Annotated in this window: 18 protein-coding genes; 9 read left to right on the top strand and 9 right to left on the bottom strand. The window is 35.0% G+C overall.

Features of this window, described 5'->3' with window-relative positions:
• Positions 1-83: 83 nt before the first annotated feature.
• Positions 84-554: a YciI family protein gene (locus BBH99_RS12060; protein ID WP_066695902.1), complete on the top strand. Its 471-nt coding sequence runs from the start codon at positions 84-86 to the stop codon at positions 552-554.
• A gap of 371 nt (positions 555-925) precedes the next feature.
• Entirely contained in the window at positions 926-1681 is a 756-nt protein-coding gene (locus BBH99_RS12055; RefSeq protein ID WP_066695900.1) for a DUF5995 family protein, read from the top strand.
• 61 nt (positions 1682-1742) lie between these two features.
• Here BBH99_RS12055 and BBH99_RS12050 read toward each other — a convergent pair whose 3' ends face one another.
• The 5 genes from BBH99_RS12050 to BBH99_RS12030 all read right to left on the bottom strand — a co-directional run bounded on the left by BBH99_RS12050 (position 1743) and on the right by BBH99_RS12030 (position 9558).
• The gene (locus BBH99_RS12050; protein WP_066695898.1) at positions 1743-4841 is read right to left on the bottom strand and encodes an efflux RND transporter permease subunit; all 3099 of its coding nucleotides are present in this window, start codon (positions 4839-4841) and stop codon (positions 1743-1745) included.
• On the bottom strand, positions 4841-5950 hold the full coding sequence (locus BBH99_RS12045) for an efflux RND transporter periplasmic adaptor subunit (protein ID WP_228390799.1): 1110 nt from the start codon (positions 5948-5950) through the stop codon (positions 4841-4843). The genes BBH99_RS12050 and BBH99_RS12045 overlap by 1 nt, the downstream gene beginning before the upstream one ends.
• Before the next feature lie 48 nt (positions 5951-5998).
• Positions 5999-7273 carry a TolC family protein gene (locus tag BBH99_RS12040; protein ID WP_066695894.1) on the bottom strand — a complete coding sequence of 425 codons (1275 nt, stop codon included), beginning with the start codon at positions 7271-7273 and terminating at the stop codon, positions 5999-6001.
• A gap of 247 nt (positions 7274-7520) precedes the next feature.
• Positions 7521-8882 (bottom strand): sensor histidine kinase, encoded by a 1362-nt coding sequence (locus tag BBH99_RS12035; protein WP_066695887.1) that lies wholly within the window; start codon positions 8880-8882, stop codon positions 7521-7523.
• Between the two features lies 1 nt (position 8883).
• Positions 8884-9558, bottom strand: coding sequence for a response regulator transcription factor (locus tag BBH99_RS12030; protein ID WP_066696085.1), 675 nt, complete (start codon positions 9556-9558; stop codon positions 8884-8886).
• 159 nt (positions 9559-9717) lie between these two features.
• On the opposite strand from BBH99_RS12030, the gene rmuC reads away from it, so the two are divergent.
• The 3 genes from rmuC to BBH99_RS12015 are packed head-to-tail and all read left to right on the top strand — an operon-like array spanning position 9718 to position 12518.
• A complete protein-coding gene (gene rmuC, locus BBH99_RS12025; protein WP_394333769.1) occupies positions 9718-11211 on the top strand; it encodes a DNA recombination protein RmuC in 1494 nt (497 codons plus the stop codon).
• Positions 11212-11225: 14 nt separating this feature from the next.
• Positions 11226-11660 carry a hypothetical protein gene (locus BBH99_RS12020; protein ID WP_066695884.1) on the top strand — a complete coding sequence of 145 codons (435 nt, stop codon included), beginning with the start codon at positions 11226-11228 and terminating at the stop codon, positions 11658-11660.
• 18 nt (positions 11661-11678) lie between these two features.
• Positions 11679-12518 (top strand): LytR/AlgR family response regulator transcription factor, encoded by an 840-nt coding sequence (locus BBH99_RS12015; protein WP_066695876.1) that lies wholly within the window; start codon positions 11679-11681, stop codon positions 12516-12518.
• Between the two features lie 230 nt (positions 12519-12748).
• Here the strand turns inward: BBH99_RS12015 and BBH99_RS22770 are convergent, their stop codons facing one another.
• Positions 12749-13045: a hypothetical protein gene (locus BBH99_RS22770; RefSeq protein WP_228390798.1), complete on the bottom strand. Its 297-nt coding sequence runs from the start codon at positions 13043-13045 to the stop codon at positions 12749-12751.
• Here BBH99_RS22770 and BBH99_RS23060 point away from each other — a divergent pair.
• Together BBH99_RS23060 and BBH99_RS12005 are read left to right on the top strand one after the other, a co-directional pair.
• On the top strand, positions 12945-13400 hold the full coding sequence (locus BBH99_RS23060) for a CPBP family intramembrane glutamic endopeptidase (RefSeq protein WP_394363556.1): 456 nt from the start codon (positions 12945-12947) through the stop codon (positions 13398-13400). The genes BBH99_RS22770 and BBH99_RS23060 overlap by 101 nt on opposite strands.
• Before the next feature lie 20 nt (positions 13401-13420).
• Positions 13421-14188: a TrmH family RNA methyltransferase gene (locus BBH99_RS12005; RefSeq protein WP_066695870.1), complete on the top strand. Its 768-nt coding sequence runs from the start codon at positions 13421-13423 to the stop codon at positions 14186-14188.
• A gap of 505 nt (positions 14189-14693) precedes the next feature.
• Here the strand turns inward: BBH99_RS12005 and BBH99_RS12000 are convergent.
• Complete coding sequence (locus tag BBH99_RS12000; RefSeq protein WP_066695867.1) at positions 14694-15035, bottom strand: hypothetical protein; 342 nt, start codon at positions 15033-15035, stop codon at positions 14694-14696.
• A 182-nt stretch (positions 15036-15217) separates the two neighbouring features.
• Between BBH99_RS12000 and BBH99_RS11995 the strand changes: the two genes are divergently transcribed.
• Positions 15218-16393 carry a hypothetical protein gene (locus BBH99_RS11995; RefSeq protein WP_066695863.1) on the top strand — a complete coding sequence of 392 codons (1176 nt, stop codon included), beginning with the start codon at positions 15218-15220 and terminating at the stop codon, positions 16391-16393.
• Positions 16377-16955, top strand: a complete 579-nt coding sequence (locus BBH99_RS11990) for a hypothetical protein (protein ID WP_066695855.1) — start codon at positions 16377-16379, stop codon at positions 16953-16955. Before BBH99_RS11995 ends, BBH99_RS11990 begins: the two co-directional genes overlap by 17 nt.
• On the opposite strand, the gene BBH99_RS11985 is transcribed toward BBH99_RS11990, so the two are convergent.
• Positions 16904-17479: a 5-formyltetrahydrofolate cyclo-ligase gene (locus BBH99_RS11985; RefSeq protein ID WP_066695853.1), complete on the bottom strand. Its 576-nt coding sequence runs from the start codon at positions 17477-17479 to the stop codon at positions 16904-16906. The two genes, BBH99_RS11990 and BBH99_RS11985, sit on opposite strands and share 52 nt — an antisense overlap.
• Before the next feature lie 39 nt (positions 17480-17518).
• Complete coding sequence (gene trhO / locus BBH99_RS11980; protein ID WP_066695851.1) at positions 17519-18889, bottom strand: oxygen-dependent tRNA uridine(34) hydroxylase TrhO; 1371 nt, start codon at positions 18887-18889, stop codon at positions 17519-17521.
• Positions 18890-19265 lie beyond the last annotated feature (376 nt).

Genomic DNA, 19265 nt, shown 5'->3' with positions numbered 1-19265 from the left:
GTTTTTTTGTGTCATTTCCTCTTTTTGAAATTCGGTTCTCAGAGATCTGTAAGGTTTTATTATATTTATCAAAATAAAACAAGATGAAATCACAAACATTACTTATTGCTATCCTCTTCATATCATCATTCTCTTTTGCACAGGAAAAGACAACTGATAAGCCTAAATTTAATCAGGAATTAGCCACATCTCTAGGTGCTGACCAATACGGAATGAAGCCTTACACCATCGTTATGCTAACAACCGGTACAACAAAAATTGAGGATAAAACCAGGATGAGTTCTTTAATGAAAGGACACATGGAGAACATCGGCAAACTGGCCAATGAAGGAAAAATTGTGGTAGCCGGACCTTTGCTTGAAAAGAATAAGGAAAACTACCGTGGAATGTTTATTTTCAACACCAAGTCTAAAGAAGAAGCTGAGCAGTGGGTAAAAACAGATCCTGCAGTTCAAGCAGGAGTTTTCAGTTATGAAATTTTCCCTTGGTACGGTTCCGCAGCTCTGCCTTTGTATCTTAAGCATCATGACGAAATTGCAAAGGAAAATCCTTAATATTTTATCCCTTACAATAGAATAGGCTTTTAGTGATGAAAGCCTATTCTATTTTTAATAATCAATGCATATATAAGGTTTTCTTGCCTGTACACAGCAGTACGGGTTGCTGCAGAAAGTATATCCTGGCTTGCAAACTCCATATTCTAATGGAACTTCACAATTGGTGTACTCACCACCATTGATAGACTTTAACTCTTTTTCTGTTTAAAGCTTTTATATTTTTCATAGTTGTTTTTAGTTTTATTATTCCTACTCTAAGATTTTCGGACACCTCTTATTTTATTTCTCTCTAAATTGAAATAAATATACATTTTTATTATCAAATTACTACAGATTTTAATATTACCTTTAAATAAATAAAAGCTATCATGAAAACCATTGAAGAAGTCCTGACAAAATTGGATGAAATTATTATCTGGTGTAAGGAAAACAAAAGTCCCGCAGGTTATTTCGCCTGTACTTACCGGATTATGACCGCCCAGGTTTTAAAAGGAATCCAACAAAAGAAGTTTGAAGACAATCCGAGAATGACAACATTGGATATCGCTTTTGCACAACGCTATCTTGAAGCCTGGGAAAACTACAGCAATGGTAGAAAATGTACCCACTCCTGGTATATTGCCTTTGAGGCAACCAAAAATAAAGACCTCCTGATCTTGCAGCATATTTTTCTGGGCATGAATGCACATATTAATCTGGATCTGGGAATTTCTGCGGCATCCATTATGCCTTACTGTAAAATTAATCCGTTAAAAAAAGATTTTGAAAATATAAATAATGTGATTGCTTCCATCAATCAGAAAGTACAGGACTCTCTGAACAAAATATGCTACCCGGTACAACTCATCGATCAGCTTTCCAATGGAAAAGATAATGCCATACTGGATTTTGCGATTTCCAAAGCCAGGGATACTTCATGGGCAACGGCTGTGATTGCATCCAATACCCCTAATTTTCTGAAAGAACAGGTTATTAATATTGTGGATTATGCGGCGGCAAAAGTTGCGACACAAATCTTAAATCCCAAAATTATGACTCCTGCCCTGCTTAAAGAACTTAAAAAATGCGAAAGCAACGATATTGTAAAGAATATTGAGATTCTGGAGTCAACGAAAAACATGTAAAATAAAAAGGCCGGGATCTTCCTCATGGATCCCGGCCAAATAATGAACAAATAAAAAGAAACTACATTGTTTCTTTATGCTTTTTACGATAAGCATAATAGAACACAATCGGTAATATGGTAAATGACAGCAGCATACAGATAATTAATCCACCTACAATCATAATGGCTAAAGGTTTTTGGATTTCAGAACCCATTCCGTTGGACATGGCTGCCGGAAGAAGTCCCATAGATCCCATCAGTGCAATCATTACGACCGGACGGATCCTGCTTTTTACACCTTCTGAAATGGATTCTTTAAGGGACATTCTGTTCTGAAGATTTTCTTTCATCACTCCAATCAGAACAATCCCGTCAATGGTAGCTACACCAAAAAGGATAATAAACCCGATCCCTGCTGAGATTCCAAAGATGGTTCCTGTGAACCAAAGGGATAAGAACCCTCCTATGAATGCAAAGGCTAATGTAATGGAAGAGATCAAGGTATCTTTTATATTCCCGAAATTGAAATATAATAACATCAGGATAAGCACAAGAGAAATAGGTACTACCATGGCAAGCTGTTTGGCTGCTCTTTCTTTACTTTCAAATTCACCAGCCCATGTCATTTTATGGTTTTTAGGAAGCTTCACTTCTTTATCTACTTTTTCTTTGGCTTCTTTAATGGTACTTCCAAGATCACGCCCTTCAATATTGAATCCTACCCCAATATATCTGCTGTTTCCTTCACGATAAATGAATGAGGGCCCCGTATGATAATCAATGGTGGCAATTTCTTTCAATGGTACTTTTTTATTATCCTGAGTCGGAATCAGAATATCTCCCATTTTTTCAGGAGTGTCACGGTATTCTTTTTCGAATCTGAGCATCACATCAAACATTCTCTCTTCTTCATAAAACTTGGTAGCGGCCTGCCCTCCAATCGTCATTTCAATAACCGCCTGGGCATCTGCTGTGGAAACTCCATATTTTGCCATTTTGGAATCATGAAGCTGTATTCTGAGTTCCGGAAGTCCGATATTTTTAAAGACATTCACATCTGAAATCCCAGGAACAGTTCTGATGGAATTAGCTACCTGATTTGCATAATTTTCAAGCTGGAATAAATCATTCCCAAATATTTTAATAACCAATGGTGCCTTTACTCCAGCCACATATTCTTCTACGTTATCCTGAATAGGCTGACTGAATCCAAAATTGATTCCCGGATATTTTTCAAGAGAAACCCTCATTTGTTCAAGAAGTTCTTCTTTGGAAATTTTCTTTTTCCATTCATGTTCCGGTTTCAGCTGGATATTAAATTCAATATTAAAAAATCCAGTGGGGTCTGTTCCATCGTTAGGACGCCCGGTTTGGGTCATTACGAACTTCACTTCATCGTATTTCATGAGAATCTCCTTCATCTCTTTGGTGAGCCTTACGGATTCATCCAGATTGACACTATTCGGCAGTGTGGCACGCACATAGATGGCTCCTTCATTCAGCTTAGGCAAAAATTCTGAGCCATAGTTTGAAAATTTCCATCCACATACAGCAAGTAATGTTACAAAACCAATGATGAAACCTTTTTTATGTCGAACACTGAATTCATAAATTCTATAAATGTTCACCCTGAAGAATCTTGAAATAAAGTTCTCTTTTTCCTCAATATTTTTGGTTAATAAAAGCTTACACATGGCCGGAACATAGGTTAAACTTAATATTAATGAACCTAACAATGCATATCCAAGGGTAAATGCTAAAGGTGAGAACATTTTTCCTTCTACTTTCTGGAAAGAGAAAATCGGCATCAAGGCTACAATAAGAATTAATAAGGCAAAGAAAATATAGCTTGCCACACTTCCTGCACTCTTCTTGATGATTCCAAGCTTGGAAATTTTATTAAACCTTCGGAGTCCAATCTTTTTCGCCTTCAATTCGAGGGCAACAAATACATGTTCCACGATGACGAGTGTTCCTTCCAGCAAAAGTCCAAAGTCTAATGCTCCCATGGAAATAAGGTTCGCCGGAAGCCCCTGGATTTTCAACATAATAATCGCGAAAAGGAAAGCCAATGGAATTACTGATGCTACAATAAATGTTGTTCTCCAGTTATACAGGAAAATGAATACAATAATAGAAACCAGAATAACTCCTTCAATCAGGTTTTTGGAAACAGTGTGAACCGTTGTATTCACCAGTTCTGTACGGTCAATGATCGGAACAATCTGAACATCTCCCGGTAATTCTCCACCATTTAATTCCTCTATTCTGTCTTTAAGTCTTGCAATGACTTCGCTTGGATTTTCTCCACGAAGCATGATAACAATTCCTTCTACTACATCATTTTCTTTATTATATCCTACCTGTCCCAATCTCGGTTTTGCCGATACTTTTACTTCAGCAACGTGTTTTACCAAAATAGGAGTAGAACCTTTTACTTCAATCTGAATATTTTCAATATCTTCCTTCTTTTCCAAAAGACCAATCCCCCGCACTACATACGCCTGATCTCCTTTTGCCACTACATCACCACCTACATTAATATTACTCTTCGAAACTGCTTCATACACATCCAGGGGGGAAAGGTCATAATTGTGTAATTCTGTAGGATTAATTTTTATTTCATATGTTTTTTCTTCACCACCAAAGCTTACCACATCAGCAACACCGGGAACTGCCAACAGTTCTCTTTCAACCACCCAATCCTGAATCGCCGTGACTTCTTTAATGGGTAATTTACTTTTAATAATATAGCGGTAAATTTCGCCGGTAGCTCCTGACGGCGGTTCTATGCTATATTCTGCCCCGGAAGGAAGATCTACATTACCGAGTTTATTGGAAGCATATTGCTGTGCATAAAAATCATTGACATGGTCATCAAAAATCACAGTAACCACCGATAATCCAAACAGGGAAATAGACCTTACCGAAGTTTTATTCGGAATGGCATTCATTTCTTTTGAAATGGGCAATGTGACAAATTTCTCTATCTCTTCAGCACTTCTTCCCGGCCATTGGGTAATGACTCTCACTCTGGTATTGGTAACATCCGGAAATGCCTCAATGGGAGTGTGTATATAAGAATAGATTCCTCCAGCCAGCAACAAGAAAGTTCCTAAAAGAACGATCAGTGAGTTTTTTAAAGAGAAAGAAACTATATTCTGTACAAATTTTCGCATTACTTCTTAGAGGTATTTAATTGGTTTTTCAGATTCTCATAAATCAACAATCCGTTGGAAGCAATTACATTTTCACCTTGCTTTAGATTTCCTTCTACATATATATATTGACTGTTAGAAGCTATTTCCGTTACAGGTCTTATTTCAAGCTCGCAGTCTTTTTTATATACGACCACATAACTTTGGTTATTATCAAATATCAAAGCTTTCGCAGGAATAGCTAAAGCACTTTTATTTTGAGCATTAACAGGTAAAACAACATCTGCAGACATCCCTGGTCTTAACTTCATTCCGTTGTTATCCATAATGATTTTGGCCTTCAATACTCTTTCATTTTCATTAAAAACCTGGGAAATATTGTTGATCTTTCCTGGAAAACTATCATCCGGATACGCTAAAGTTTTTACCACTACCGGCTGATCTACATATACATGTCTCATATTGGTAGCATACACATTCGCCATCACCCAAACTTTATCAAGATTAGAAATGGTAAAAAGCTGATCTCCACCGGCAGTTACAGGCATTCCTTTAGAAATATTCTTACTGATTACATAACCATCTGCGGGCGCTTTAATCTGTAATGTACTTCCTCCTGCAGAATACAGCTGCATATTCTTTTGCGTCTTAGAGATATTAGACTGAAGAATCGTTACTTCAGCTCTTGCTTCCTGAAGATCTTTCTGAGAGGCAATATCATCTTTATACATTGCTTCTACAGAGGCCAGCTTTCTTTTAGCTACAGCAAGCTGAGCCTGTAATGTCTGGGTGTCATCCTGCATTTCATTAACTGCTGTACTTTTTACAGAAGCCAGAACCTGTCCTTTTTTCACATAATCTCCAAGGGAAAAATAAGTATCAGTAACTACTCCATCCACAAGGCTTACAAAGGGAACTGTTTTATCAGAATTACTTTCCACTTCTCCGGTAAGCGTGATACTTTCTTCAATGGGAAGCATTTCTGCTTTAGCCAGCTTAATATCTTTTTTAAGTTCCGTACTGATGCAATAACCTTTGTCCGTTTCATTCATTGATTTTTCATCTTTACAGCCCGTAAGTATTACCAGGGCGGATAGATACATTCCAGCGATATATTTAGTAGTGTTCATTTTCATAAGTAGATGTTCATATTTTTTAAGGTCATGCTTAAGAATGGTTTATAAATCCTGTCCAACAACATATTGCAGGTTCTCATAATATTGATTAAGCTCTTTTTTGGTATCCAGAATAATCATCTTATTGCCGATATAAGTATCAAGAAAATCCATGTATTCCAGCATACTGATATTTCTGAGTCTGAAGTTTTTCTCATGACTTACCAATAAACCATCCAAGGTAGATTCATAGGCTTCATCAATTTCTTCTGAAACCTGTTGGGTACGGATGTAGTTTCTGAAAACGGAAACAATCTCATTCTCAGATTTCAATTGATTTTTATGGGTTTCATTTTTACTTTTCTCAATTTCAAGCTTTGCTTCCTGTATATTTCCTTTGTTTCTGTCGAAAATGGGAAGATCTACTGAAACACCTAATCCGATAAAATCTTTCATAATATTTCCACCACGGTCATAGCCAATAGAAACAGCGACATCCGGAGTTTTCATCGCATTCTGAATTTCAAGATTTTTAGCAGCATGTTTTTCTTTATTCTTAGCAATCATGATATCAGGACGGTTTTCTTTTGCTTTTTCAAGCCATTGAGTAAGTTCAATTTCTGAAAGCTGTTTCTCCGGCATGGTAAATGAATCTGAAATGACCAGATAAGAATGGGGCGGGATCATTAATAAAGCTTTCAGTTCGACCTGCTGATCTTCTATTTCCTGCTTCAATGACACAAGCTTTTTCTTGAATTCAATTTCCTGCGCCTTTAAACGGATATATTCAGCCTTACTGATATTTCCAAGATTTAGTTGGTTGTTATAAGATTTCGTTAGTTTTTCAATAGAAGCGATCTGATTCTGATAAACCTTTTGCTGCTCCTGATTATACAGAATCTCAGTCATTGAATTTCTTAAAGTCTTTTTGAGTTCGCGTAGAACTTCCTGTAATTCGTATTTTTCGCCCTCTACCTCAATTTTCTGTAATTCAATATTTTTTCTTCGCTTCCCTGCGGTCTGAATCACCTGTTCTATTTCGGCAGAGATCTGGGTGTTCTTTCCCCAGTTTCCAATCAATGCAGGCTGTTCTTCAATATCATAAGTTCTCCAGAGATTAACTTCGCTTATGCTTAACTTAGGATTAGGCCAGTATTTAGCCTGAAGAGCTCTTGCTTCTGCCTGGGAAATTTCTAATTTTTGAGCAATAATATCCAGGTTATTGGCAAGGAAAATCGTTTCAGCCTCCTTTCTGCTGATCTTCAAAGTATCTGAAGCCTGTGCAGAAAAGAAACTAAAACAATGAATATAAAATAGTGTAAAAAAAATCTTCTTCAAGGTCTCTTATTTTAAGACCACAAAGCTATTCTCCTAATATTAGAGCCAATTTCGAATGAAATTAAAATTCAATTAGGCCAACATTAGAGTTTGATTAGAATAGGTTGGGATTTATTTTCAGCTCTCGCAGATTAGGGAAATTATGCAGATCTTTTTTAACACAAACTGCACGAATACTTTTCACAAATGACACAATTATACTTCGCAAAATGCTTATCCACGAACATTTGTGAAAATCTGTAGGAAATTAAAAATGAAAAGGAAAAACAAGCAGAACACTCGTCCCCACATCTACCTGAGAATCAATTCTCATTGAAATATTATGATGATCAAAAATATTTCTGGATAAAGATAACCCGATGCCGCTTCCTTTAATTCCATCCACGTTCTTTCCTCTGTAAAAGGTGTCTGTAATTTTAGCAAGGTCATCTGCAGGAATCCCCTTTCCCTGATCTTTCACCACAATATTCAACTGGTCTTCATTTTCGGATAAAATGATTTCCACAGGCTGCCCAAAGGAATATTTAATGGCATTTTCAACAATATTATATAATGCCAGATATAAAAGGGTTTCATTACCCGGAAACTCCAGTAAAGAAGGTTTTGTTACCTGAAGCTGGATCTTAATGGCAGAATTGTTTTCTTTGGCCTTGGCATCCAGTTTTTCATAAATCTTCCAGATCAATTCATCTACTCTTACCTGTTTGTGGGAAGATTCCAGTTTCGTCATCCCGGACATCAAAAGGAGATTATTGAGAATATTTTCAATCTCATAGACATTGTCCAGGGATTCTTTAGCTACTTTTTTATATTCTTCGGGAGTTCTGTCTTTTTGTGCAAATACTTCAAGGTTTCCGGAAATAGCGGCTAACGGAGTTTTAAATTCGTGGGAAACATAATTGATAAAATTCTGTTGTAACAATACATTTTCAGAAATTCTACCCAATAATTTATTGTAAGATTTAATCAGATCCTCAATTTCATCATTGGTATTGGTAGATGTAATTCCAGTAGAAATATTATTATACTCTACTTTATTGATTCTCTCCACTACATTAGAAATAGGTTTATACACTACTTTTGAAAGATAGCGGCTTAAGAAATAAATAGCCATCAACCCGATAATCAAAACAGAAAGCATAATAATCGCTAACCTCCAGATCTGCGATTGAAATGAATCATTCGGCGATTTTACAAAAACCACAAAGTCTCCCTGGTTATCAGGATAGAAAATCCCATAGTAGAACTGATTATCAGACATAAACTGAGTTCCTTTGTTATTTCTGGCAGCCTGTAAATGAGACGGCCGGATATTTTTATCATTCAGATTTTGTCCAAAGGTTACTTCATTATTCTGATTATAAACTGCTACCTGATTATTCTGAATAAGATTTTTATATTCCTGCTTAATTTGAGCGTGCCTGTCCTTGGGCAATTCATCTTTTTCAAGATAATAAATGGCAGAAATCAGAGCTGTATTCCTAAGTTTTTCAAAATAAAAGATCTTCGTACTGTCATAATAGGCAAAAAATATCACCGCAGATGTGATGATAGAAACAATGCCGAACGAAAGGCTTGAAATAAGAGTAAACCTGTTCCGAAGAGTCATTCTAATCTTTAATTAAATATCCTGTTCCCTTAACGGTATGAATAATTTTCTGTTCAGATTCATCAATTTTATTACGAACATAGGAAATATACACGTCTACCACATTGGTTGAACTGTCAAAATCTATTCCCCAGACATTATGCAGGATCTGGGTTCTGCTCAACACTTTATTTTTATTCTCCATCAGGAAAGTAAAAAGTTTGTATTCAGTAGGAGAAAATTCAATCTCCTTATCATTTTGGGTTACTTTATGAAGATCTGTATCAACTGTAATATTACCACAAGACAGTTGATTATCTTCTTTTTGATAACTCAGTTTATTCCGTCTTGTCAATGCTTTGATCCTTGAGATCAGTTCTTCAAAATGAAACGGTTTGGATAAATAATCATCCGCCCCAAGATCCAGCATTTTGATTTTATCATCCGGACTGTTCAATGCACTTAAAACAAGGATTGGGGTATAATTTCCTTTGAACCTGATGATTTGTGTAAGCTGCATTCCATCCAGACCCGGAAGCATAATATCCATTAATATAATATCAAAATCATAGGTATGAAGAATTTCTCTGGCTTTTTCACCAGAGTCTGCAAGCGTCATCGTATAGCCGGCTTCAGAAAGTCCTTTCAATAGGAAACTGCTAATTCTCTGATCGTCTTCTACCAATAAGATATTCATACTATTTCTAAAATTTCCCATAAATATAGGGATTCTGGTTGAAGAAAGGAAGTCGAGGTTTTTCAGCATGATATAAGAATAACCGATTATGATCTGAAACGCCCTCTTGAAATTCATTACCCCGTATTAACTTCCAGCCTTTTTTCCTAATTTTGAAGAATGGAGATGACTTATTTACTTATTGGATGTATTGTTGGTGGAGCCCTCGGAGCCATTATTTTATATTTTGCCCTGAAATCATCTATGGTTTCAAGAAGCGCTTATGATGAGTTAAATTTCCTGCACATTAAAAACAAATCAGACCTTGAAAATTCAAACACAAAAATTCAGGAGCTGAGTCAGAGCCTCAATAAAGAAAAGGAACTCAATATACAGCAGCAGGACCTTCTGAATGATCTGAAAAATGAATTTGCCAAGCTTTCTGCCCAACATTCTTCACTGAACAGTCAGTTTCAGGAGCAAAAACAATTAGTTTTAAAACAAGATTTTCAGATAGAAACCCTTATTGCTGAAAAACAGGATTTCTTTGCTAAAAATTCCGAGCTTTCTGCCCAGAACGACAGTCTTCAGCAATCATTGAATACCCAAAAAGAAGAGATCACCAAAATACAGGAAGAATCCAAACTCCAATTTGAAAACCTGGCCAATAAAATATTAGAGGAAAAAACCGAAAAGTTTACGACTTTAAATCAAAACAACTTAAAAAATATCCTTGAACCTTTTCAGGAAAAAATCACCGATTTAAAAAATAGGGTGAATGAAGCCTATGAAAAGGAAAATAAAGAACGTTTCTCTCTTGCTGAAAAAGTAAAGGAACTCGCTGAACTGAACCAACAGATCTCAGAAGATGCCAAAAAACTAACCAGAGCATTGAAAGGTGAAAGTAAAACCCAGGGAAATTGGGGAGAAATGATCCTTGAAAGTATTCTTGAAAAATCAGGATTGGTAAAAGGAAGAGAATATTTCCTTGAACATGAACTTCGTGATGAAGACAACAAAGCTCTATTCTCTGAATTTTCAGGTAAAAAAATGCGTCCGGATGCCGTAGTAAAATATCCGGATGAAAGAAATGTGATTATTGATTCCAAAGTTTCTCTTACAGCTTTCACAGAACTGGTAGATGAAACAGATCAGGATATTTATACCATGAAACTGAATCAGCATTTAAGTTCCATCAAAAATCACATTATGCAGCTTAGCCAGAAAGCCTATGATGATTATGGGAAATCTCTGGATTTTGTGATGATGTTCATTCCAAGTGAACCTGCCTATATTGCAGCGATGCAGGCAGACCAAAACCTTTGGAACTATGCCTATGAAAGAAGAATTCTATTATTAAACCCAAGCAACCTTATCACTTCTTTAAAACTGATTGCCGATCTATGGAAACGTGAATACCAGAACAAAAATGCTCTGGAAATTGCAGATAGAGGAGCGAGACTGTATGACAAATTTGTAGGTTTTGTGGATAATCTTGAAAAGGTAGGCCGTAATTTAGACCTTGCCAAGAATGTTTATAACGATGCTTACAAACAACTTTATACGGGAAATGATAACCTTGTGATACAAACTCAAAAACTGAAATCACTGGGAATTAAAAATAAAAAGGATCTTCCTCAGAGCCTTATTGACAATAGTAATTTGATAGAATAAAAAATTAAAGCACCATGAAAAAATCAAATCTCATCCTATTAATATGTCTTATTCTCTATTTGGCTTCACTTCCTTTCACAGCAGTATATGCAAAGGAACATGAAATGAGTGGTCTTGCCTGCGCACTGTTGGGCTGGGCAGAAATGCAAGGTGGCGGAATAGCCTGGATAGCTAACCCTCTTCTATTTATCGGAGTATTTTTTCTGTTATTAAGGCAAGTAAAAATATCAGCAGTCATCAGCCTTATTGCATTTGGCCTCACCTTTTGTTATTTATCTGTTGGAGAAATTACTGTAAATGAAGCTGGGCATAAATTTCCCATAACAGGATATGGGCCTGGATATTTTCTTTGGATGGCAAGTTGCTTCACTCTGTTACTCGGAAACATTGTTTTGATGGTTACGTCAAAGAAAATTCAAGATCAACATTCGGGAACAACAAACTATTAATTTTATAAAACGATTGATATGTTTTCCCTTACACCTTACTCATATCCTACCTCGAAATCAGTTAAGGAGATATTAATTTCTTCTGTAGCAGCAGGAGTTTTGGTATATCTTTTCCTGATTATCTTCCAGCCTTTTGGTACGGAAAACTTTCACCATCCTTACAAATACCTTATTCTCTTTCCCTATACTCTTATTTTTGGAGCTGCATTTTTTGCTTCGAATCTTTGTGTCTCCCGATTCAAGGATTGGAATATTGCATCAGAGCTCTTAAAAATATTCTTGATTCTGATTCTGGGATCTGTGCTTTCTTATTTTTATAATTCATTATTCATAAGCCATGTGGTACTTAGTTTTGAAAACTATGGGTACATGTTTCTTTATTCCTTAGCTGTAGGAATACCTATTTCTGCTATTTATATCTTATCAAGATACATTTATTTAAAAAACTCTCATGAGAATACTGTAAGAAATACAACTTCGCAACCCATTGAACCCCCTTTAACCTTAACAAAAACGATTCTTACTATTTCTGTCAATACTACTGAATTGAAAATTCCTGAAAACGATTTTATATGTATTCAGTCTATGGAAAATTACTGTACACTCTACTATTTAGATAACAATACCGTAAAAAAGATATGGCTCAGAATAAGTTTATCCAATATATTGAAACAGGTGCAGACGCAAACAATCAACAGATGCCATCGTTCTTATATTGTCAATCTTGAAAAAGTAAAAAACATAAAAGGTAATGCTCAGAGTTACAAATTAATTCTCCCGGAAATGGATTTTGATATTCCTGTATCAAGAAGCTTTATATCTATCATCATTCCCCGGCTAAAGCATCTTAAAAGATAAATGTTTGTCATTGGTCACTATTTCTTGATGTTCATCACATTCAATTGATCTCCATTCTGAAAAGCCACATTTTTGCTCAAAATAATTAACATGAGTAAAAATTTTCGCTTCTTTTCAATCTTTATCTTAGGGTTTATCCTGTATTATTTCTTTGATCTCTATTATTTTAAAAGCATTCTTTCTTTTATTAAAGAGCTGTTTCACAGTAAAGCTATAGCGCATGCACTCGCCTACTCCATTACTTTAGTTCCGATCATCCTTACACTGAAAATCTTATTTCCAAAAAAAAATATCCTTGACTTACTTTCTTTAAACCAATCGTCTATTAAAGGGTTAACTTTAGCTTTTATAGGAACTCTACCCATGTTGATTGGATATATTTTCCATTTCAAACCAGTTAATAAATTCAATTTTGAAACTCTTTTCATCAATACCATCTCATCTGCTTTTTTTGAAGAACTCATATTCAGAGTCTTTCTTATAGGAACTTTATACAGGTTTACCAGGCTGGGATTTCTTTCATCCATTCTTTTTGGATCATTATTATTTGCACAGGTTCATCTATATCAGAGCCAAAATATAATAGAACTTTTTGAGATTTTTGCCATTACATTTTTGGGTTCTGTGTTCTTCACTTGGGTATATTTTGAACTGGATTTTAATATCTGGATCGCTGTATTTCTACATTTTTTCATGAATCTGTATTGGGAAGTATTCAATGTTTCAGAGAATGTTTCAGGAAACCTTTATGGAAATCTTTATAAATTTTCATCCATAATTTTGATCATAATCATTGTCATATATCTTAAAAAAAAGACGAAGAGCCTATTTCAGATCACCTGGAGGAACCTTTTTATAAAAAGCAGCGAAGTACAATCATAAATTTTGCATAATTTTGCAAAATGTTGATAGAAAGTTTTCAAAACGAAAAAATAAAAAACGTCACTAAGCTACTTACTGACAACAGGTTCCGTAAAAAATCAAAGGTTTTTGTTGTAGAAGGGCAACAGGAAAACGCAAGAGCGTTACAATATGATTTTCAGCCTGTAGAATTCTTTATCTGTGAAAATATCTTTAAAGAACAACTTCCCGAAGGAAGAATTCACTATGTAAGTGATAAAGTTTATGAAAAGATTGCTTACAGAGGGAGTTCAGAAGGGATTATCGGAGTATATCAGGCAAAAGAAACTCCTCTTTCTTCTTATGTTCCAAAAGATAATTCCACTGTTATTATTGTGGAAGGGGTAGAAAAACCGGGTAATTTGGGAGCTATTTTGAGAAGTTGTGAGGCTTTTGGTATTGATGCATTGATTGTTGCCGATGGAAAAACCGATTTTTATAACCCGAATGTTATCAGATCCAGCGTTGGTTGTCTTTTCGGAATGGAAGTTTATCAGGCAGAAAATGAAGAAACGCTGGAATTTCTTCAGAAAAACAAATTCAACATTTATACAACATTGATGGATGAAACAGCTGAAGATCTTTATAAAAGAGATTTCACACAGCGTTCTGCCGTCTTATTCGGGACAGAACATTCCGGGTTAAGTGATTTCTGGATTGGAAAAGGGAAAAATACTTTGATTCCGATGGCTGGCAGTATAGATTCATTAAATCTTAGTAATGCGGTGGCCATTACCTGTTATGAGTCTTTAAGACAAAAGAAAGGATAAATAATATTAAGTTGATGTTTGATAGATTGTCTTGCATCAACTATTATTTTATATAAGGTTGCTCCACCATAGGTTTGTTATGAAGGTTAAAGGGGGCATTTAATGGTTTATGCTCAAAAGTCATGGTAAAACATTGAATACCGATTGATTATTCTAAATTCTATAGACGCAAAGAATTAGTGATTCGAATACTTTATTTTAGGAGGCTAAGTAATGCGACTTTGTCGCTGATGAAACTTTGTGGCTATGCGTTCGCTTCTTCAGATCGATTGAAAATCGATCCCTTCTTAGCTCACTTAAAATAAAGCATACGCAAACATGAAACTTTGCGTGAAAAACCTATTTCCACACCTGTTGATTCTAATTGGTAAATTTTTCTATTCAGATGAATTCGACTTTTTGTTTAGTCCACAACTTTTAAGATTGATCCCCATTTAATCATAAAGCACAAAAAAACCGTTTCACTGGGTGAAACGGTTCTTTTATTTTTAAGCTTAAGCTAAAATTATTTCTTAGCAGCGTCTTTTGCAGCATCTTTAGCAGCGTCAGCAGCTCCTTTAGCAGCATCAGCAGCACCTTTAGCAGCGTCAGCAGCACCTTTAGCAGCATCTTTAGCAACTTCAGCTCCAGCAGCAGTAGTAGCAGCAGCAGCATCTTTAGTAGCTTCTACAGCAGTAGTAGCAGCAGAATCAACAACTTTAGCAGTAGAATCAACTACAGTTGCAGCAGAATCAGCTACAGCAGCAGCAGAAGAATCAGTTGTACCTTCAGTAGCTGTAGCGTCAGTTTTTTTACAAGCAACTAGAGAGATTGCAGCGATAGCAGCTACGAATAATGACTTTTTCATAATAAATTAAATTTAATTTTGTTAATATTGTTTTATAAATTTTCTTCTGTTCTGTTATTTGAACAAGACAAAGGTATAGCAGTTAGAAAGTTTGTTTATGAAAAATAATTGTAATACCTTTGTAAAATAGTTTTACAAAAAAACATAACTGATAATCAATAATTTAATTATTTTAAAAAAAATTGACAGATTTAGATCTATTACACTTTGAACAGCTAAAAAAGGATGTCCAAGGTCAATATTTAAAAGAATATACCCCTTCGCAGGATGACATATCTAAATGGAAGGGTATAGATATCATATATTTTCAGGAAGACCTGCGCAAAAAAGCAAAAGGTAACATCAGCGAAAAGTCATTTTACACCTATTTCAAAACATCACCCGTCACTAAATTACCAAGGATAGATATGCTCAATTTATTGAGTATTTATGCGGGATACGATTCATGGTATGAATTTAAAAAGCAACATCTTTTTGCTGGAGAACTATTGCTGGAAAATGAAAATTTAGAAGAAGAGGAAATCAATGAATTGGAAAAAACAGTTTCTTCAGCTCCGGAACTTCCAAAAACAGAAATTCAGCCTAAAAAAGTTGAAATACAGCCTATCGAAATTCCTGATTTACAAAAAACAAATACTGAAAATCAAGAAGTTAATAAAAAACCAATAACAAACAATGAAGTTGAAGTTTTAACCATTCCTACTAAGAAAAATTTCTTTAAAAAGAATGCATGGGCACTTATTACTTCCGTTTTAATTGCCATAACAGGTTTGCTGGGGTTCAAAGATGTGCTTTTTTCAAAAACTTATACGTATTGCTTTATTGATAAAGACAGAGGAACCTTTGTTATAAACACCCTAGACATTATGGTGATCAAGGAAAATGAATCTCCTTTGATGTATAAAATAAAACCTGGTGAATGTTTTTCTTATTCAACAAAGGATAAAAACCTGAAGATGAAGATCAGTGCAGCATTTTATGAGCCACTGGAAGTAAGCAGAAACCTTGAAAATGCTCCTGAAGAAGAAAAAATTGAGCTTAAACCGGATGATTACAAGATGGCTGCTTATTATTTCTCAAGAAAAGATATTACCGGAAACTCTGAAGAACAGGTAGCTCTTATTAAACAGAAAAGAAATCAGCTTGAAAATCTAATCAGCAACAATGCTGTTATCTACCAGGTGTACGACAATAACACTTATGGTATTGAAAAAATAGACAAACAAAAGTATATCACCCTCGTTACTACTCCTACTACATCCCTCAAAAATCTGAATGTAATAGAAATGAAAAAAGACAACGGTAAGATCGTATCCATTAAATTCAAAATTGCGACTACAGATGAAAAGAATAAATAATTTTTTAATACTCACTATACTTCTGACTTTATTTGCCGCCTGTAATAAAAAAACAGAAGCCAGTGATCTAGATAAACTAAGAAACAGCAACAACACAAAAAGTTACCCGGCTGTACAAATGGATAGCATGCAGGCTATCAACTCTATTACCAAACAGAAAGTTCAGGAACTTCTTGACCTCTCTACCCTTTATGTAAGCGGCAACAGGAATACTGAAGTGGATAGCTTTATTTATTCCCAAATGGAAAGCTATTTCCACAAACCAGATTCTCTGACCTTCAGAAGAATGTTTAAGGAGCTTGACAGCATGAAAGTGAAGGCTGCAAAAGTAAATGAACTAAGTGTTTATAAAGAGTTCTATAAAAAAGATACCTTAGACTATGCAAAATTTAATGTAGAATATTTTGATGATAAGAATAAATCTTTGGGTAGCTTTGAAAAAAATGCCCAATACATATTACTGTCAACCTCCAAGTTGAAAAAGGAGTTTAAGTTTTACTTTTTAGATTTTTATTCTAAGCCGCTTAAAAAAGACAGTACTTCAGTAGGTGTGACCAAATAGTCAAGGGGAATATCATTTTCCCAGACATCATCAATAGAATCATCGGGGTCAAAATAATTGACTCCGATTTTTTTTGTCTCAGGAGATATACTCTGGAAAAGTCCGTCATAGAAACCTTTTCCATATCCTACCCTATTCCCGTTTCGGTCGCAGTATAAAAGCGGGGTAATCACATAATGAAAATCAACTTCTCCGGAATCTTCATTAGAAACAGGCTCAGAAATCCCCCAACTGTTAGTTTCAAATAGTGTATTGCTGAAAACTTCAATATTAATCAGTTTATCTGCAACAATTTTAGGCACATAAACACGTATATTCTGTGCTAAAAAATAATTAATGAAGATTTGAGTATCAATTTCATTAAACTTCTGAATGGGAATAAAAATATGGATCTTCTGCCCAGCATGAGGTTTAAAGTAAGTAATAAAATTCTGAAAAATCTTTTCAGATAACAAGAAAGCCTCATCATGTGACAAGGCTTTTCTTTGTTGCATATATTTTTTTCTTAGCTCAGCTTTCAACATAATTGTCATATTATTTTTACTGAACAGTTTCTTTATCCCTTATGCGTTTTCAGCAGGTTCAAGAATTTTATACAATTTGTCTGACAGACGAACTCTGAAAGGAATTTCAAAAGTAATCTGATCTCCTTGTTTTGCCGTTTCACAAGGACCTCCGTTTGCGTAGATCTGTGTAATTGTAAATTCCTGTTCACCAGTTGTAGGCCCTGAAATTAATACTTTATCTCCTACTGAAACCTCTTTATTTTCAATTAAAAACTGTCCGATCTTTGATTTTGAGAAATAATGCTCTGCTTTTCCAATCAACACTTTTTTAACTGCAATTTTCTGACGAATATTCTTAGTTTCAGCTTTTGCTAATGGAGCTTTAGGTAAATCTCCTGAGTTTTTAAACTTCAAAGCATCAGATTTTCCTTTTCTGAAGACTTTATTCCCAACCTGCAATCCTTTTCTTAGCTTCACCTGTTCCTCCCAAGGTAAATGGATGGTATCCAGACATTCTGTAGAACAGCAGTTTTCCATCGCTGCTTTACAATCATCACACTGGATAAATAAAAGGTGACAGGCATCATTAGCACAGTTGGTATGATTATCACAAGGTTTTCCACACTGGTGACATTGTGCAATAATATCATCAGTAATTCTTTCTCCTAAACGATGGTCGAAGACAAAGTTTTTACCAATGAATTTACTTTTTATTCCTTCTTCTTTAATCTGACGGGTATATTCAATAATTCCCCCTTCCAGCTGGAATACATTTTTAAACCCCTGATGTTTGAAGTATGCACTGGCTTTTTCACAACGGATACCTCCGGTACAATACATCAATAAGTTTTTATCTTCTTTGAAATCCTGTAGTTGTTCATTGATGATTGGTAAACTTTCTCTGAAGTTTTCCACATCAGGAGTAATAGCGCCTTCAAAGTGTCCTACTTCACTTTCGTAGTGATTTCTAAAGTCAACTACAATTGTGTTAGGATCTTCAAGCATATTATTAAACTCTTGAGCTTTCAAGTGAACTCCTTTATTGGTTACATCAAAAGTATCGTCATTAAGACCGTCCGCAACAATTTTGTGTCTTACTTTAATCGTTAACTTTAAAAAGGAGTGATTGTCTTGTTCTACTGCCACATTCAAACGAATTCCCTTCATAAAGTCGTACACTTCTAACGTATCGCGGAAAGCCTCAAACTGATCTGCAGGAACGCTCATCTGAGCATTAATTCCTTCATGGGCAACATAAATACGGCCAAGCGCATCAAGGGCGTTCCAGGCTATAAATAAGTCGTCACGAAATTTTTTGGGATCTTCAATTTTAGCGTACGCATAGAAAGATAAAGTAAGACGTTCCTTACCAGCTTCATCAATAAGTCTAGCTCTTTCTTCTGCGCTTAAGGTGTTATACAGTTGCATGCTATAAACGTTTTAAGTGAGAAAAATATTTTTGCAAAGATAAGTAATTTCAAATTAACGGCCTTTGAGCAACCTAATGATAATTGACAGCCCGGACATGGGTAATGAGTAATGAGTAATGAGTAATGAAAAATACTTTTTATATTGTTCTTATTATAATAAACATTCTGTCACATTTCATTTAATTTTTTTTTAAGTTTTGTTAACTCAGGGCTTAACAATTATGACATAATGTATAAAATGATATAATAGCCGTTAAATTTTAGTTAAAATTGAAACATAGCATACTAATTGCTTACTTATTTAACATTAAATTTGTTTACTCAAAAACATAAATCAGAAATTAATTAATAAACAAGAAAGATATACAATGAAG

The organism is Chryseobacterium contaminans (assembly GCF_001684955.1).
Taxonomy (GTDB): Bacteria; Bacteroidota; Bacteroidia; order Flavobacteriales; family Weeksellaceae; genus Chryseobacterium; species Chryseobacterium contaminans.
The sequence above is the reverse complement of the archived record's forward strand: the minus strand, read 5'-3'. Positions and strand labels throughout refer to the sequence as shown.

Bases quoted from the DNA above. Each gene is read 5' to 3' on its own strand.
- BBH99_RS12055 (WP_066695900.1), top strand. From the start codon at position 926: ATGAAAACCATTGAAGAAGTCCTGACAAAATTGGATGAAATTATTATC.
- BBH99_RS12005 (WP_066695870.1), top strand. From the start codon at position 13,421: ATGTTGATAGAAAGTTTTCAAAACGAAAAAATAAAAAACGTCACTAAG.
- rmuC (WP_394333769.1), top strand. From the start codon at position 9,718: ATGGAGATGACTTATTTACTTATTGGATGTATTGTTGGTGGAGCCCTC.
- BBH99_RS11990 (WP_066695855.1), top strand. From the start codon at position 16,377: ATGAAAAGAATAAATAATTTTTTAATACTCACTATACTTCTGACTTTA.
- BBH99_RS12035 (WP_066695887.1), bottom strand. From the start codon at position 8,882: ATGACTCTTCGGAACAGGTTTACTCTTATTTCAAGCCTTTCGTTCGGC.
- BBH99_RS12030 (WP_066696085.1), bottom strand. From the start codon at position 9,558: ATGAATATCTTATTGGTAGAAGACGATCAGAGAATTAGCAGTTTCCTA.
- BBH99_RS11985 (WP_066695853.1), bottom strand. From the start codon at position 17,479: ATGTTGAAAGCTGAGCTAAGAAAAAAATATATGCAACAAAGAAAAGCC.
- trhO (WP_066695851.1), bottom strand. From the start codon at position 18,889: ATGCAACTGTATAACACCTTAAGCGCAGAAGAAAGAGCTAGACTTATT.
- BBH99_RS12050 (WP_066695898.1), bottom strand. From the start codon at position 4,841: ATGCGAAAATTTGTACAGAATATAGTTTCTTTCTCTTTAAAAAACTCA.
- BBH99_RS12020 (WP_066695884.1), top strand. From the start codon at position 11,226: ATGAAAAAATCAAATCTCATCCTATTAATATGTCTTATTCTCTATTTG.
- BBH99_RS12045 (WP_228390799.1), bottom strand. From the start codon at position 5,950: ATGAACACTACTAAATATATCGCTGGAATGTATCTATCCGCCCTGGTA.
- BBH99_RS12000 (WP_066695867.1), bottom strand. From the start codon at position 15,035: ATGAAAAAGTCATTATTCGTAGCTGCTATCGCTGCAATCTCTCTAGTT.
- BBH99_RS12060 (WP_066695902.1), top strand. From the start codon at position 84: ATGAAATCACAAACATTACTTATTGCTATCCTCTTCATATCATCATTC.
- BBH99_RS12015 (WP_066695876.1), top strand. From the start codon at position 11,679: ATGTTTTCCCTTACACCTTACTCATATCCTACCTCGAAATCAGTTAAG.
- BBH99_RS22770 (WP_228390798.1), bottom strand. From the start codon at position 13,045: ATGGATGAAAGAAATCCCAGCCTGGTAAACCTGTATAAAGTTCCTATA.